We start from the raw sequence: 16,025 nt of genomic DNA, 5'->3' as shown, positions 1-16,025 counted from the left end.
AATCAATATCTTCGCATATAAAGCGCTTTCTTTAGCTGGACACAAAAAAGACAAACTCTTATACGTTGAGTTTGTCTTTTTTTTCATTTATTTTGCTTTCGGTACGACTTTAAAAACTGACATTCTTTCTTCATCAATTTCTTCGTCTAAGATTTGCTGAATATCTGTTAATTGGATTTGCTCCAGTACTGGCACGACATCAAATAAGCTCATTTCTAAGAATGCGTATCGAGTGAATTGATTGGCGATGTACTCCGGGGAGTTCATCGCTTTTAAAAAGCTGCCAATTTTTTTCTTGCGAGCAAGTTCAATCTTTTCTTCTGTGATCAGGCTTTTTGCTTGAAGAAGCGTTTCTTTTAATTCATCTGCGAGTTGATCAGGGTCATTTGTGTCTCCGCCAACTGATGTGAAGCCAAAGCCGCCTTCTTCCGTATAATCGTAACTGAAGGTCTCATCAATCAAGCCTTTTTCATACATCTGTTCATATTGTAAGGAGCTTTTACCAAACAGCGTCTCTAAAATGAGATTCATTCCGAGCTCATGTTTTAACAGTTCATTGCCTTTTTTATGAGGATTCTTTGTTTTTAATCCAAACATACATTTTGAGCCTTGTACGTTCATTGGAAGTTCGTATTCTTTTCGGTACACACCTTCAGGCTCATTGATGTCTTTTCGTTTGATCTCTGGCTGGTCTGTAAATGGCTTTTTCGCCTGATTCGCTCGAACTTGATCTAATATTTGCTTCGGATCAACGGGACCGACAACAAATAGAAGCATATTGCTTGGGTGATAGAACGTTTCATAGCATTCATACAAATGATCTTTCGTAATCGGAGCGATGCTTTCTACTGTTCCAGCTATATCAATTCTCACAGGATGCTCTTGATATAGATTTTCAATCAAACCGAAGAATAAACGCCAGTCGGGATTGTCATCATACATGTTAATCTCTTGACCAATGATGCCCTTTTCTTTTTCGACAGTTTTTTCAGTAAAATAAGGTTCTTGCACAAAATCAATGAGTGTCTCAAGGTTTTGTTCGACATTTGAGGTGCTTGAGAATAAGTAAGCTGTTCTCGTAAATGTCGTAAAAGCATTTGCGGCTGCTCCTTGTTTACTAAATGTATGAAACACATCTCCATCTTCTTTTTCAAACAGCTTGTGCTCTAAGAAATGGGCAATTCCATCAGGCACTCGGATCATGTCTTCTTTGCCAAGCGGCACAAATTCATTGTCGACAGAACCGTATTTTGTTGTGAAGGTTGCATATGTTTTGTTAAACCCTTGCTTCGGGAGCACATAGACGTCAAGTCCGCTATCCATTTTTTCGTGATAGACCGTTTCTTGCAGCTGGTCGAATTGAATTGTTTTCACTGTCATGAAGCACCCTCCGTTCCTTTAAGAAAATAGGTCGTATCCCATTCGATTTTTTGACCCACTTTGATGATGTCCTCTTTTGTCACTCTGTCTAACGCTTCTAAAAAGGAATCGAGGCTCTCCCCTGTTGGCACGACGGCATGCTGATATAAGTATTCCGCTGTTCCATAAGACGTATCAATGGTTTCGAGCAGCTGATTTTTGACGACAGCCTTTGTCTGTTCAATTGCTTCATCAGAAAAATCGCCTTTTTGCATGGCATCAAATTGTTCTTTGATGATGTCTACTGCCTGCTGATAGTTGCCGACTTCAATTCCTGACATGACCATCATCAAACCTTTAAAGCTCTCAAGTCTAGAGACTGCATAGTACGCAAGACTTGCTTTTTCCCGCACATTGATAAATAGCTTTGAATGAGAGAAGCCGCCGAATATGCCATTAAACAAATGCAGCGCCGGATAATCTTCATCTGCTATCGTTGTATGTGAGCGAAAGCCAATGTTCAGCTTTCCTTGTTTTACGTCCTCTTCATCAATGACTTCTTTTGGCTCTATTTGTGATCTTGATGATTCGGTATTTTGTTTGACTGGCTCTCTTTCACTTGTTTTAAAGTATTGCGAGACCATTCGATTGATGTCTTGTTCATCAACGTCTCCCACAACATAGAGATCCAGCTGGTTGGACTTAAGTGCATGTTCGTATGCTTTAAAGAGCGCTTCTGCCGTAATCGCTTCGACGTCTTCCATTTCACCATTGACGTGCAGTGCATATGGCTCACCTTTACACATTTCCTGTACAAGTCTTAAGTTTGAATAGCGCATTTTGTCATCATAAACGGCTTGAATGCGCTGTTTCAATGTTCGTTTTTCTTGCTCAACGTACAATTCATGAAATACTCCGTTTTCCACGTACGGGTGGAATAATAGTTCAGAAAGTAAGGCAATCCCTTTTTCTAGTAAAGGGGTTTGATCCTTTAAATATTTTTCATTCGCCATTTCTAGACGGAAGGTAATGATGTGATTTTCACCTTTTTTCGCCATGTCTGCGGAAACGGTCGCCCCATAGAGCTCGTCGAAATAAGCACGAAGCTCTCCCGTTTTCGGCATTTTTTCTGTTCCTCTTAAAAGCACATGCGGGAAAAGGGAACGCATGGTGACGTCATCTTTGGATAAAGGCGCAAGCATTTTAAAAAGGATCGTCACGGTTTTAAATTTTTCTGTTTTGACAATATGAGTATGAAGACCAGGTGTATCAAATGTCTTCTCTTGTAAGTACGTCATGAGAAACCTCCTTTGTTCATCCTATTTATTATGTATTAGAACATAGCTGATATATACGTGAAACAGCCATTTAATAGTCATTATATCAATCAGAGGAAAGGATAGGAAATAAAAACGCCTCTGCTAAAAGCAGAGACGCATGTTGTTATTTCATTCTAAACGGCCACCAATTCCATTTTCCAAAGATGCGAACCATGACCGGGATAAAGAGTGGTAGAACAACAAAAGCATATAATAAAAGTCCAATGAGTACGACCGTTGCAATTTCAACTAATGATAATACACCCGATGGCAGCATCGCAGCAAAAGTACCCGCTAAAATAGCAACTGCTGAAATAATGACGGACCCCATATTTCTCATCGCTGATATCATGGATGCTTGAACATGCTCTCCCTTCCATTCATTAAAGCGATCCATCAGGAAGATCGAATAATCAATGCCAAGGGTCACAAGGATAACAAAGCTGAAAAATGGAACAGCCCAGCTGACACCATCGTAGCCAAAGAATGTTTTGAAAATCCATTCTGTTAAGCCAATGGATGTAAAATACGTTAATATGAGTGAAAGTGTTAAGTATATCGGCATGACGATTGACCTTAGTAATAAAACTAAAATAATAAAGATACCAATTAACATGAAAATAACCGTTCTGATAAAGTCACCGTCTGACGTTTCTTTTAAGTCAACATTTAAACTGGAGATACCAGATACACCGTAATTGGCATTTTTCAAACCACTTACAGGTAAATATTGATCAAGGGTTTCTTCGATTTTTGCTACACCTTTCATTGCTTCATTGCTGTATGGATTTACATTTAAAATCACTTCAAAGGTTGTTAATTTACGATCTGGGGACATATACGTATTAAATATTTTCTTAAACTCATGGCGTTTCAATACTTCTTCTGGTATAAACCAGCCCGTTACTTCTTCATCTGGTGCTTCCTGAAGCTGTTTTAAGTAGCTGTCTGCCTCGGTGAAGCCGCTTTTTACTTGCTCAAGTCCGGAAATACTTTCATCTAATCCATCTGTTAATAGTGATAGTTTAGATGATAGCTGGTTAAACCCTTTTTTCACGGCTTTTTGGCCATCTGTCAGCTGATCTGCGCCATCTTCAATTTTAGGCATTTCTTTGATGAGCTGTTTTTGGCCTTTATTCGTTTCATCAAGACCATCATAAATTTGATCTAGACCTGTCATCAGCGCCTTTACTTGTTGTTTGATTTCTTTTTGCTTGCTTGAGAACGTTTGAATGACTTGATCTGCTTTCTTGATCTTTTGTTTAAAGGCAGATGCTTCCTCTTCATAGACACTCATTTGCTCTCCAGCTTGATCGAGCATTCCTTTTGTGTCTTTGAATACTTTTTTGATTTCTTTATATTCATTCATGTCTTTGATTTCTGGGAGCCGGTTTTCAAGCCCTTCAAATGATACGTTTTCATAGGATTGTTTCACTTTTTTAATCGTTGTCATCAGTTGCTCATTTGATGTTGCGTGACCTTCCAGTGTGCTTACGACTCGTTCAAGATCTTGAATCATGGTTTCACTTCTGCGGTATTCTTGCTCTAATTCTTTTTTCGCTTGTTTGATTTCAGTGCGAATGGTTCCTACGCCTTCTTTACTGCGCCTCACACCATCCTCTAAAGAAATGAGTGATTTCCTCACTTCTCCGATACCGCCTTTGATGGCTTTTGTCCCATCAATCAATTGATCAATCCCTTTAGCGGATTCTTCAATTTTTGGTTTTTGTTTGAGAAGTGCTAAGTTTGTTTCGGTCAAGCCATCTGTAATTTTCCCGATGCCCTCGTGACCTTTCCCAAGCTCTCCTCCCAGCTCTTTCGCTTGAGAGGTAACGTAGAGCTGACTTAACCCGTCTCCAACTGGGCGAGTGACACTGCGAACCGCTTTCACTTCCTCAATGTCATTTAACTTACGGGTCAGTTTTTCAATCATGACAATCTTTTCTTGATTATCGAGCTCATTGTCACTTTCGACAAGCACATTCAGCGGCAGCGCTTCACCAAAGCCAAATTGCTCAGATATCGTATTAAATGCAGACACTGACTCATACTTTGTCCCAATCTCATTTAAACTATTATAAGAAAGAGTGCCGTCATACATCAGAATCGGAGGAACAGTGATGAGTGCAACTACACCTAAGCTGATGAGCGGTCTTTTAAATGAAAAGCGCCCAGCCCATTCCCAAATCTTACTTTGTGGATGACGAATGTTTTCTCTTTTAGACGGCCAAAAAAGGGATTTTCCGAAAACCGACATAAAAAAGGGAACGATTGTGACAAGTGCAATGAGCAGGATGCCAACGCCTACGGCAACGCTGACGGCTGATTGGTACAATTGGAATTTTGCAAAACCAATACTTGAGAAGCCGACTAACACAGCTAAGCCGCTGAAAAAGACTGTTTTCCCTGCACATTGATACGTGATGATAATCGATTCTTTGACATCACGCCCCTGACCAATCTCCTCTTTAAAACGGCTTAAAAGTAATATACAATAATCCGTTCCTATACCGAACATAATGGCTACCATAAAAATCTGAGTGAAATTAGACAGAGGAAATGGTGTATATTCTACGAGAAAAGCCACAATACACCGGCTGACAGCATAAGAAATGCCAATCGTAATAAGCGGAACAACAGGTGCCAGTATCGATCTGAATACAATTATTAAAATAAAGAAAATAAAAATCATCGTGATAAGTTCAGTTTTCTTCAGACCTTGTTGAGAGCTTTTAATGACATCTGAGTCCACAAATTTTTGACCTGTCATTTCATATGAGACGTTGTAGGGCTTTAAAACTTCCTCAATTCGTTCTTTAACCTTCACAGCTTTTGTTTCGTAGTGGTCGAATTTGAATGGAACAAGAAGTGTACTTTTATCCTTTGATAAAAGTTGTTTTTGAATGTCACGATCTACATGAAAATACGAAGTAATTCCGTCAATGTGGAGTTCTGGGGCATGTGTCATGAGTGCAGCTAAAGCCTTTTTTAATTCCTGCTCTTTGGCAGGGAACAAATGTTGTTCGGAGAATACAATCACACCAGTATCTTTTTTCCCATTATGATCTGAAAGCTTATCCAATAAGTGAAGTGCCTCAGCTGTTGGTGTCCCCTCTGGAACCTTTAACTGCCCTTTTTCTCTTGTTAATTCCTCTAAATCGGGCGCAGTAATAAACAGAATCACAGCTGTTATCATCCACACCATTAATACAATCCATCTTGCTTTAATTATTTGCAACATAGCTGCTTCAAGCTCCTTCTAGTTCATCAATCAATTTGCTGTTTTTGAGCGTGTCTGAAGTGCTGACTTCGTCTCCTTCAACGTGCTAATGGCAGGATGACCTATTCAATTGTCCTTTCGTGTTGAAGAAACGCATATCCATCATCAGCCACGAGCTCAATTTCTGCCTTAAAACAAAGACAGAAAATGAATGTTTTTGAACACCTCCTATTTGGGATAATTTAAAAGATATTACTATACATTAGTTTAACTATCAAAATTTTACATGTCAATTTATAAAAAAGAAAAAAGATGGCAAAATACCGTCTTTTTTCTATGTTTAAACCGTTTTCAATTGTTCACTTTCATCCTTTTCATCTGGCTGGATGAAAAAGAGGACCAAAAATAATGAAATGAGACTACATATGGTCGATAGAATAAAAACGATGGCGTCTCCTTTATCCATAAGAAATGCGTAAATTGGAGGTCCTAAAGCAACACCGATAAAACGCATACTGCTATAAAATGACGTAATGGTTCCGCACTGCTCTTTTTCAATCCCTTCTGTTATCAACGCATCAAGTGCTGGAAGCACAATGCCAATTCCTACGCCGCCAATACTTAAGCAGACAAACAACACGTAAAAACTGTGATTCCACCATAAAAATATATACGAAAGTGATAAAAGAGCCATACCAACGATGAGAAATATCCTCATTTTCCCCTTTTCTTTCCCGATTGTTTTCCCCGCAATATACGAGCTGATTGATAAGAAAAGGAGCGGGATACTTAGCAGCAAGCCTTTTTTGACACCCGTTATTTGATACGCTGCCTCTAGGTTATCTGATAAATAAAAGAGCACGCCAAAAAGAAGAAACATAATAAAACCGCCAATAGCAAAAATGGCATAAAGCCAGCGTCCCTCATGTTTAAAAATCGTCTTTGTTGCTTTTAAAAACTCTTTAAATGTAGGCGGATCTTCCTCTTTCTTTGCGGATTCAACCATAAACAGAACCATCACAAAACTGATGATTGAAAAGAATGGAATGAACCAAAACGGCACAAACCAAAACCAAGAAGCGAGAAGTGCCCCAATAATAGGACTGAGTACCTTTCCAGCTGTGTTAGAGGTTTCGATTGCTCCAAGTCCCGCACTTACCTCTTCATCATCGTGAAACAAATCGCCAATAAACGGCATGACGACAGGTGCCGCTCCAGCTGAACCAACACCTTGAAGGACCCTGCCAAATAGAATCCACATGTACGGTTCTTTCATGATGGTTGAGGCCACAGCTGCAACAGCTCCTCCAAGCCCTGCGATTAAAAGACACGGTAAAAGTACCTTTTTCCGCCCAATTCGGTCAGATAAATAACCGGCAATCGGAATACACAAAATCGCCACAACGGAGTATACCGTAATAATGAGTGACACTTGAAAGGAAGTGATTGAGAGTTTCTTTTCTATCTCTGGTAATACGGGTATTAGCATCGAGTTCCCAAGCGTCATGATTAGAGGCACTGATGATAATGCAATAATATTCTTTTTACTGACTGTTTTCTCGCCCAACATCATTCACCCAATTCTATATACTGTTACGTATTAGTGTGGCACGTTTCACGGGTTTTATGTATAGACAAACAAAAAGCAACCGCCTATGGAAGCGACTGCTTTGTTAAAATCGTTTACGTATGACATGGAAACTGAATTTATCCGCTCGAAAATAATTGAGCGAGTATAAGACCGGCTGATCATCTTGATCATAGTGCATTTGTTTCAGTAATAGTAACGCTGTTTCTGGGTCACATTCTAATATCGGTGAAACCTGATCGTGATAACCAATCGGTTCGATGTCTGCCACTGCATATTTAATTCCGCTGTGCGGTTCTCTGCCAAACAGCTCAAAAAGCGACTCTTCCTCGTGAGTAAAAGAAGCGGGAAGATGTTTAACCGGAATTTTATCTAAACAATAGACGACTGGCTGTCCATCTGCTGTTCGAACGCGTTCCATTGAAAAAACCTTCTCGGATTCATCACACTGAAAACGAATGACATCATTCTCCGTCGGCTCCCCTTCTTGTGAGGACAAAAAAATGGTACCTGGCGTCATATTGACCTGTTCAATCATTTTTGTAACACTTGTCAGCTGTTCAATGCCAGTAGAAAAAAGCGGTCTTGAGTTGACGAAAGTCCCCACACCATGCCTTCTTATTAAATATTTCTCTTCTTCTAATATACGAAGGGCTTCACGAAGGGTCGCTCTGCTCACACCTAAAAGCTTTGAGAGCTCAAATTCAGAAGGCAGCTTTTCTTTTTCGGCATATACGCCTGTTTGAATATCTTCTTTAATACGGTCAATCACTTTCAAATATAAATGGCGATTGTCTGTTTTGGTCGACATGTTTTCCCTCCGTCTAATCAATGCAAATGATAAGATGAGAAATCTCTATTCCGAGATAAGATGAACATAACTATATCACGTTTTTGCAAATAAATAAATAGTCTGACATCCAGTTAACATAATCAATATATCGTTAACTTTGTGTTAGGAAAGCTCTCTTCGAATTATGAAGAGAGCTCGTCATGTTGTTCTTTTGAAAGGAGGACTTCTCTCGGTTTACTTCCTTCATATGGTCCGACAACCCCGCGCTCTTCCATTGCGTCAATAAGACGTGCAGCACGAGTATAACCGATGCGGAACCTCCTTTGTAGCATAGAAACAGAGGCCGTCTGCATACCAATGATCAGTTCAACTGCTTCATCATATAAGTCGTCGTCCACAGCCCCAAGCTGATCTTGCGTTTCTTCACTTGGGATCATTTCTTCTTGATATTGTGCTTTTTGCTGTGTGATGACATGATCAACGACATGTTCCACTTCTTCATCTGATAAAAAGGCGCCTTGTACACGAACTGGTTTGTTCGCACCGACCGGTAAGAACAACATATCCCCTCTGCCCAGCAATTTTTCTGCGCCTCCCATATCAAGAATGGTCCTTGAATCGGTTTGTGACGATACGCTAAATGCAATACGAGATGGAATATTGGCTTTAATGACACCAGTAATGACATCAACCGAAGGTCTCTGTGTGGCGATAATTAAATGAATTCCTGCAGCACGTGCCATTTGAGAAAGCCTTGTAATGGAATCTTCCACATCAGAGGAAGCAACCATCATTAAATCAGCAAGCTCGTCTACAATGACGACAATATAAGGGAGTTCTGGCTGCTTCGCCTCTTCTGATTGATTCATTCGTTTAATGTAATCATTGTACCCTTCAATATTTCTTGTGCCCGTATGAGAAAACAATTCATAACGGCGCTCCATTTCACTAACCACTTTTTTAAGTGCCTGTGAGGCTTTTTTAGGATCGGTTACAACTGGAGCCAACAGATGCGGGATGCCGTTATAAACATTTAATTCAACCATTTTCGGGTCAATCATCATCATCTTTACTTCATGAGGTTTTGCTCTCATGAGAATACTTGTGATAATGCCATTGATACATACGCTTTTTCCGCTTCCTGTCGAGCCAGCCACAAGTAAATGCGGCATTTTGTTCATTTCAGCCAGCACAGCTTCACCAGAAATATTTCGGCCCAGTCCGATGAGTAGCTTGGCATTTGGGCGGTCATTTTGTTTCGATTCTAAAACCTCTTTTAAAGAAACCATCGCAATTTCTGCGTTGGGAACTTCAATTCCGATGGCGGATTTACCAGGAATCGGCGCCTCAATTCGAATGTCTTTTGCTGCTAATGCAAGGGCTAAATCATCACTCAAGTTGACGATCTTACTTACCTTCACGCCGACATCAGGGTATACTTCATATTTTGTGACGGCCGGCCCTAAATGAACTTGTGTCACTTTTGCTTTTACACCAAAGCTTTGGAAGGTCTTTTCAAGCTTTCTTGCATTTTCATAAATATTCTTCTTATCTGTTTGCTGACCTGAATGCTGCGGCTCAGCTAAAATATCAAGCGATGGCAGCTCATAATCCTTGTTTTCAAGCTCCGTAAACGTCATAGGCGGAGCTTCTTTTGGTTCATCCCCTGTATCATGAGACGGAGTGCCTTGTACAGTTTCTTGAAGAGGATCTGGCTCATTGACCGGCTGATCTTTTTGAACCGGCGGTGTGAGCATGTCATCTCGATCAGCAAAACTTGAGATGATCGGCTGACGATTGTCAGAAGCTTGCTCTTCTTCCTCGATCAAGATATGATCATGATCTTCTTCGGCCTCTTCTTGTATGCGTGAACGTTTTTTCTTTTCACTTGTTCTCTGCGCAGGTGCATTCTTTTTCGCCTGCCTTATGCCTTTCATATCTTCAATAAATGCTTTCCACTGCTTCACCAAAAATTGTGATACAGGCAGCGTCACTTTTTTGACCATTTCTTGCAGTGACCGGTTTGTGATCAGAACAATGCCGATCAGCATTAGCACAATGGCCATGATTTGCGACCCTGCTTGTGCAAACAAGAAATAGGAGGCCGCAAATAATACGGCACCGATCATACCGCCCCCTAAATCGGGCGAACCTGTCTCACCTTTCATATCCATTAAAAATAACTCAAACGTATTTCTGATCACACTTTGAGAACCTATCACGCCTGCAGCTGAAAGATGCTGAAAAAGCTTCACATGGGACAAAAGCAAGATGCTCGCAATGATGCAGTATAAACCTGCTTTTCTTCTTGTCAGTAAATCAGGAATTTGTTTTTTCCAAAAGATCGTCACACCAAAAAGAAATAATCCGATAAGGCAGAGAATAAACCATTCACCTGCAAAGAATCGGAATAGATGTACAAAGGTTTGTCCAACTACACCTAGCTGTAAAATGGCAATGATCGCTATGGCAATACAGACTAACCCATTTAGTTCATATTTCAGTTTTAGCTGTTTATTTTGTTTTTTTCTTGTTTTACGTTTTCTCTTTTTCGCCATACTCATCACCTTACTACAAAAGAAAATATAACCTACGAAAAGATCAGAAAGAAAGCAGCCTGGTTTTGGCTGCATCTTGTTGTAAGTTTTCCCTTTATTATAGCATAGAATCATTCATATGAGTCGGTTTGATTGGTGCCTAAATGTAACTTCAATCGCTTACCTGGTGCAAGCTCCTGATTCAAAAAGTCCATTGGATTCGTACTCATTACTTGAACGATTTCCGCTTCATCTTCTTTCATTTCAACCATCACTGGCACGCCCTGAATGTTTACCTGCTGGAGTTTGCGTTCTCCTTGTTCCTCAGCGTAAATGGCTTCATAAGGCATAGGTGTATATAAAATCATTGGATCAGCCCCTCGTTTTGTGCAGCCCGTTCTCCAATAAGCTCGTTCAGCTTTTTAATCGCTTGTCCAACGCCGCCGACTTCATGCATCAGCCCGTATTCCGCCGCCTCATGGCCAACGACATTTGTCCCAATGTCTCTTGTTAGATTGCCTTTAGAGAACATAAGCTCTTTAAATTTTTCTTCTGTAATGTTTGAGTGACTCGTGACAAAATTTATGACTCTTTCCTGCATTTTATCTAAGTATTCAAAGGTTTGCGGAACACCGATGACTAGACCGGTTAAGCGTACAGGGTGAATGGTCATCGTTGCTGTTTCGGCAATGTATGAATAATCACACGATACGGCGATTGGGACCCCAATAGAGTGGCCGCCGCCAAGCACAATGGATACAGTCGGTTTGGATAAAGAAGCGAGCATTTCTGCAATGGCTAGTCCTGCTTCTACATCGCCGCCCACTGTATTTAAAATGATTAGAAGCCCTTCAATTTTTGGGTTTTGTTCAACTGCTACGATTTGTGGAATGACATGTTCGTATTTGGTTGTTTTATTTTGTGGCGGCAGCTGCATGTGCCCTTCAATTTGTCCAATAATAGTCAGGCAATGTATGTTTGTATCTTGTGATAACTGCGGGACGGCTGTTTCACCAAGCTGTTGTATTTTGCTCATAATGCTATCTTTTTCTTCTGGTTTTCGCTCAGGCTGCTGTTCATTCTGTTCGTCCATTTGTCTCCATCCTTTCCTAAAAACTCTCCTCCTATTATGAACAAGATCGTCACATTCCATCCGCATTCATCATGTCACATCAAAAAAGCCCAAAGAGCTTGTGCTCTTTGGACTTTTCTCATCACACTTCCATAATAATTGGAATGATCATTGGCTTACGTTTTGTTTTTTCATATAGGAATTGATTTAGTACATCGCGCATGGATTGTTTCAGTGTTGACCATTCAACAATTGAGTTTTCCGTTTGCTCTTTCACAATCCCTTTGACCATTTCTGTTGCTTTCACAATCAGCTCTTCGGATTCTCTTACATAAACAAATCCTCTTGTGATGATCTCAGGTCCAGAAATTAATTGTTTCTTTTGTTTATCGAGCGTAATGACCACAATTAAGATGCCATCTTGAGACAATAGGCGTCTATCACGTAAGACAATATTCCCAATATCACCAACACCAAGACCGTCGATCAAAATGTTCCCTTGATGTACTTTTTCACCGATTTTGACGTTTTGACCTCTAAATTCCACAACATCCCCTTTATCAATTAAGAAAATGTCGCTTCGTTTCATGCCCACTTCTTCAGCAATACGAGAATGTGCTTTTTGCATGCGATATTCGCCGTTTACTGGAATTAAATACTTTGGCTTCAGTAAGTTCAGCATGAGCTTTAACTCTTCTTGACAGCCATGTCCAGATACATGCACACGTTTTTGAGCAAAAATCACTTGTGCTCCGCTTCTTGTAAGGAAATCTACCGTTTTTGAATAGGTGAGTTCTTGTCCTGGAAGAGGTGTAGACGCAATCACAACCGTGTCATCTTTTTCAATATGAAGCTGTTTGTGATTTTGTTTCGCCATTTTTGTTAAAGCAGCGAGAGGCTCACCGTGGCTTCCTGCTGTGAGAATGACCACACTGTTTTTCGCCATTTTTTTCACTTCTTGGACTGGAACAAATAATTCTTCGTCTGCTGTCACATAACCAAGTTTGATCGCAAGCTGAAGCGTTGTCATCATATTTTTCCCTGCTACTGCAAGCTTACGGCCATTTTGGTTTGTGGCATTAATGATTTGCTGTACACGGTTAATATTTGATGAAGATACAGCGACAATCACACGATTTTCAGCATTGTACATCGCATTTGAGATTTCGTCTTGGACGAGCGCCTCAGAAGGTGTATAGCCTGGTTTTTCAGCATTTGCACTGTCTGAAAGAAGTGCTAAAACGCCATTGTTTCCAATTTTCGCAATCTCTCCGATGTCACAGGCTTGGTTAAGCGCTGGGGTTTGATCAAATTTAAAATCACCTGTGCATACGATTGAACCAAGAGATGTTTTGAAGCTGATTCCGACTGAATCAGGAATACTGTGATTCGTTCTAAAGAATGATACCTTTGTTGTTTCAAATGTAATGACTGACTTTGCATGAACCTCTCGCAAATCAGCTTTTTGATTGAATCCGTATTGCTTTAACTTTTCTCGAAGTAACGCAAGGGTCAGCTTCGTGCCGTAAACTGGTACAGACAATTTGCTTAAGCAATGGAATACGCCTCCGATTGCTTCATCATGTCCGTGGGTAAGAAAAATTGCTTTCACCCGATCAGCTCGTTCTGTTAAATAAGAGATATCAGGAATGACCACGTCAATGCCTAGCATTTCGTTTTCTGGATGCATGAGTCCTGCATCTACAACATATATGTCGGAATCAATCTCAATGACATATAAGTTTTTCCCGATTTCTCCAACGCCTCCCAGTGCAATAATTCTTACGTTCTCTGTATTTTTCTTTTTCAAAATTCTTATCCTCCTAGTCTCAAGCCCGTCCATCATCGCTTAATGCTATTATAACTGAATCTAATTTTAGAAAACAAGATGAAGTCACATTTTAAGAAAGTGTTTATGTATAAAAAACGGTCATACTCAGGGACATCTGAGAATGACCGCTTACGAATTTTTTTGTTTTGATCAGCTGTTTAATACGCTGCTTAAATTCAGTCTCTCTTCTTCTGATAAAGGTAAAAGCGGGAGTCGAACAGACCCGACATCTAATCCTTTCAGCTGAAGAGCTGTTTTGACAGGCGTTGGATTTGGCGCTGAGAACAGCTGGTTCATAATCGGCACCAGCTTTTGATGGATCAATGCTGCGTTTGCTGTTTGTCCTGAAGCGTAGCTTTTTAGCATTTGCTGCATATCAAGGCCTACGATATGAGAAGCCACAGAGACGACTCCTTTTGCACCAACCGCAACCGCAGGAAGCGTTAGGCTGTCGTCACCAGAATAAACGTCAAAATCTTCTGGTGTCTCTGCAATGATTTTTGTCATGGCATCTAGATCACCGCTTGCTTCTTTGATTGCGACAATATTCGGTATTTGCGCAAGTTTAATCGTTGTTTCTGGTGCTAATGAAGCAACCGTTCTTCCTGGTACATTGTAAAGCATGACAGGAAGAGATGTAGACTCGGCAATTGCTTTAAAGTGTGCATACATGCCTTCCTGTGATGGCTTGTTGTAGTAAGGTACGACAAGCATCACTGCATCAACGCCCGCTTCTTCTGCTTTTTTCGTTAGTTTAATAGACGCATTTGTGTTATTACTGCCTGTTCCTGCAATGATTTTACAACGACCATTTGCTAATTTCACCGATTGCTGAAAAAGAGCGACTTTTTCTTCAGTCGATAAAGTTGGCGATTCGCCTGTTGTCCCTGCAACGACTAAAGAGTCACTGCCGTTTTTTAACAAGTAATCAATGAGAATTGATAGCTTTTGGAAATCAATGTTGCCCTTTTTATCAAAAGGTGTAATCATAGCTGTTGCGATATTTCCGAAATTCATTTTTTTCACCTCATCATGATTCAATCACATTTATCTTGAAAGTTCAAACACTTCATGAAGGGCATTAACAGCCGCTCTCATGTTTTCTTCGTTCACTAACACCCAAATCGTCGTATGACTGTCAGCGGACTGTAAGATCGGAATATTTTGCTCAGATAGTGCAGATACAATTTTAGATGTGACACCTGGTACACCCATAATGCCTGCTCCAACAGCTGATACCTTTGCACAGTTTGTCGTGACAATCGGCGTATAGCCCAGATCTTTTAGGATCGCCGTTGCTTTTTCAGTCGTTGCACCTGTCACCGTATAGACGATTTCGCTCGGTGTAATGTTGAAGAAATCGACACTGATTTGGGCATTTGCCATTGCTTTAAAGACTTCTGTTTGTACGCTGTACTGTCCCTCTTTAGCTGGGACTTTGATTTGTGTGACATCATTGACATGTGCAATACCCGTAATCAGGCGGTCGTACACATCATGACTCATTTTATCTGAGTAGTGTGATGTCACGAGTGTGCCCTCATCATCAGAGTATGTTGAACGGACCCTCATTGGTACTTTTGCTTGCATGGCAATTTCAACAGCTCTAGGGTGAATGACTTTTGCCCCTTGGTATGCGAGGTTACAAATTTCTGTGTATGTCACGACTCTCAGTGGTTTTGCATTTTCTACGATACGGGGATCTGCTGTCATGACCCCTTCTACATCTGTAAAAATATCGATGAAATCTGCCTGCAATGCAGCGCCTAACGCAGCAGCTGACGTATCACTGCCGCCTCGTCCGATTGTTGTCACGTCTCCATTTTTTGCAGCGCCTTGGAATCCAGCAACGACAACCACATCATGCTCTGAAAGTGCCGCCTCAAGACGTTCACACTTCATGTCAATAATTTTCGCATTTGTATGTTCTTTATCTGTCACAAAGCCTGCCTGTGATCCAGTCATCGCTACAGCCTTTAGCCCGTTTTCATTCAGCATACTTGAAAAAACAACAGCTGAAATATTTTCTCCGCAAGACACGAGTAAATCTTTTTCTCGGTTTGTCATATGCTGCGCATTGCCGTAAAGCAGACCTAGCAGCGTATCTGTCGCATAAGGATCGCCTTTTCGTCCCATGGCAGACACGACAACGACCGATTTATAGCCTTTCTCTTTTGCAGATAAGATATGTGCAAGTGCCCTTTTTCTCCCTTGATCATCTTTGACAGATGTACCGCCAAATTTTTGGACAATTATTTTCACTGTTTTCACTCCAAGTTCATTCTGACGTAACAGAAGAGAGCAGG

11 protein-coding genes are annotated in these 16,025 nt (G+C 40.6%); all 11 read right to left on the bottom strand.

Going from position 1 to position 16,025, the window contains the following annotated elements; translation table 11 throughout:
* Nucleotides 1–87 precede the first annotated feature (87 nt).
* A complete protein-coding gene (locus NST73_RS08685; RefSeq protein ID WP_342499518.1) occupies nucleotides 88–1,380 on the bottom strand; it encodes a pitrilysin family protein in 1,293 nt (430 codons plus the stop codon).
* Entirely contained in the window at nucleotides 1,377–2,657 is a 1,281-nt protein-coding gene (locus NST73_RS08680; protein ID WP_342499517.1) for a pitrilysin family protein, read from the bottom strand. The genes NST73_RS08685 and NST73_RS08680 overlap by 4 nt, the downstream gene beginning before the upstream one ends.
* Before the next feature lie 145 nt (nucleotides 2,658–2,802).
* On the bottom strand, nucleotides 2,803–5,919 hold the full coding sequence (locus NST73_RS08675) for an MMPL family transporter (RefSeq protein WP_058337318.1): 3,117 nt from the start codon (nucleotides 5,917–5,919) through the stop codon (nucleotides 2,803–2,805).
* Between the two features lie 319 nt (nucleotides 5,920–6,238).
* Entirely contained in the window at nucleotides 6,239–7,471 is a 1,233-nt protein-coding gene (locus NST73_RS08670) for an MFS transporter (protein ID WP_173408013.1), read from the bottom strand.
* A 100-nt stretch (nucleotides 7,472–7,571) separates the two neighbouring features.
* Nucleotides 7,572–8,297, bottom strand: coding sequence for a GntR family transcriptional regulator (locus tag NST73_RS08665; protein ID WP_008344706.1), 726 nt, complete (start codon nucleotides 8,295–8,297; stop codon nucleotides 7,572–7,574).
* A 164-nt stretch (nucleotides 8,298–8,461) separates the two neighbouring features.
* The gene (locus NST73_RS08660; RefSeq protein WP_178930159.1) at nucleotides 8,462–10,837 is read right to left on the bottom strand and encodes a DNA translocase FtsK; all 2,376 of its coding nucleotides are present in this window, start codon (nucleotides 10,835–10,837) and stop codon (nucleotides 8,462–8,464) included.
* A gap of 110 nt (nucleotides 10,838–10,947) precedes the next feature.
* A complete protein-coding gene (locus tag NST73_RS08655) occupies nucleotides 10,948–11,184 on the bottom strand; it encodes a YlzJ-like family protein (protein ID WP_008344712.1) in 237 nt (78 codons plus the stop codon).
* Nucleotides 11,181–11,909 carry a ClpP family protease gene (locus NST73_RS08650; protein WP_008344713.1) on the bottom strand — a complete coding sequence of 243 codons (729 nt, stop codon included), beginning with the start codon at nucleotides 11,907–11,909 and terminating at the stop codon, nucleotides 11,181–11,183. The genes NST73_RS08655 and NST73_RS08650 overlap by 4 nt, the downstream gene beginning before the upstream one ends.
* Before the next feature lie 121 nt (nucleotides 11,910–12,030).
* Nucleotides 12,031–13,698, bottom strand: a complete 1,668-nt coding sequence (gene rnjB, locus NST73_RS08645; RefSeq protein ID WP_008344715.1) for a ribonuclease J2 — start codon at nucleotides 13,696–13,698, stop codon at nucleotides 12,031–12,033.
* Nucleotides 13,699–13,869: 171 nt separating this feature from the next.
* A complete protein-coding gene (gene dapA / locus NST73_RS08640; protein ID WP_008344717.1) occupies nucleotides 13,870–14,736 on the bottom strand; it encodes a 4-hydroxy-tetrahydrodipicolinate synthase in 867 nt (288 codons plus the stop codon).
* A gap of 30 nt (nucleotides 14,737–14,766) precedes the next feature.
* On the bottom strand, nucleotides 14,767–15,981 hold the full coding sequence (gene dapG, locus NST73_RS08635; RefSeq protein WP_342462535.1) for an aspartate kinase: 1,215 nt from the start codon (nucleotides 15,979–15,981) through the stop codon (nucleotides 14,767–14,769).
* Between the last annotated feature and the right edge of the window lie 44 nt (nucleotides 15,982–16,025).

The organism is Bacillus sp. FSL W7-1034 (assembly GCF_038593365.1).
Taxonomy (GTDB): domain Bacteria; phylum Bacillota; class Bacilli; order Bacillales; family Bacillaceae; genus Bacillus; species Bacillus altitudinis.
This window is presented reverse-complemented; position numbering and strand designations above follow the sequence as displayed.

Coding starts and splice junctions, on each gene's coding strand:
- NST73_RS08685 (WP_342499518.1), bottom strand. CDS start 1,380: ATGACAGTGAAAACAATTCAATTCGACCAGCTGCAAGAAACGGTCTAT.
- NST73_RS08680 (WP_342499517.1), bottom strand. CDS start 2,657: ATGACGTACTTACAAGAGAAGACATTTGATACACCTGGTCTTCATACT.
- NST73_RS08675 (WP_058337318.1), bottom strand. CDS start 5,919: ATGTTGCAAATAATTAAAGCAAGATGGATTGTATTAATGGTGTGGATG.
- NST73_RS08670 (WP_173408013.1), bottom strand. CDS start 7,471: ATGATGTTGGGCGAGAAAACAGTCAGTAAAAAGAATATTATTGCATTA.
- NST73_RS08665 (WP_008344706.1), bottom strand. CDS start 8,297: ATGTCGACCAAAACAGACAATCGCCATTTATATTTGAAAGTGATTGAC.
- NST73_RS08660 (WP_178930159.1), bottom strand. CDS start 10,837: ATGGCGAAAAAGAGAAAACGTAAAACAAGAAAAAAACAAAATAAACAG.
- NST73_RS08655 (WP_008344712.1), bottom strand. CDS start 11,184: ATGATTTTATATACACCTATGCCTTATGAAGCCATTTACGCTGAGGAA.
- NST73_RS08650 (WP_008344713.1), bottom strand. CDS start 11,909: ATGGACGAACAGAATGAACAGCAGCCTGAGCGAAAACCAGAAGAAAAA.
- dapA (WP_008344717.1), bottom strand. CDS start 14,736: ATGAATTTCGGAAATATCGCAACAGCTATGATTACACCTTTTGATAAA.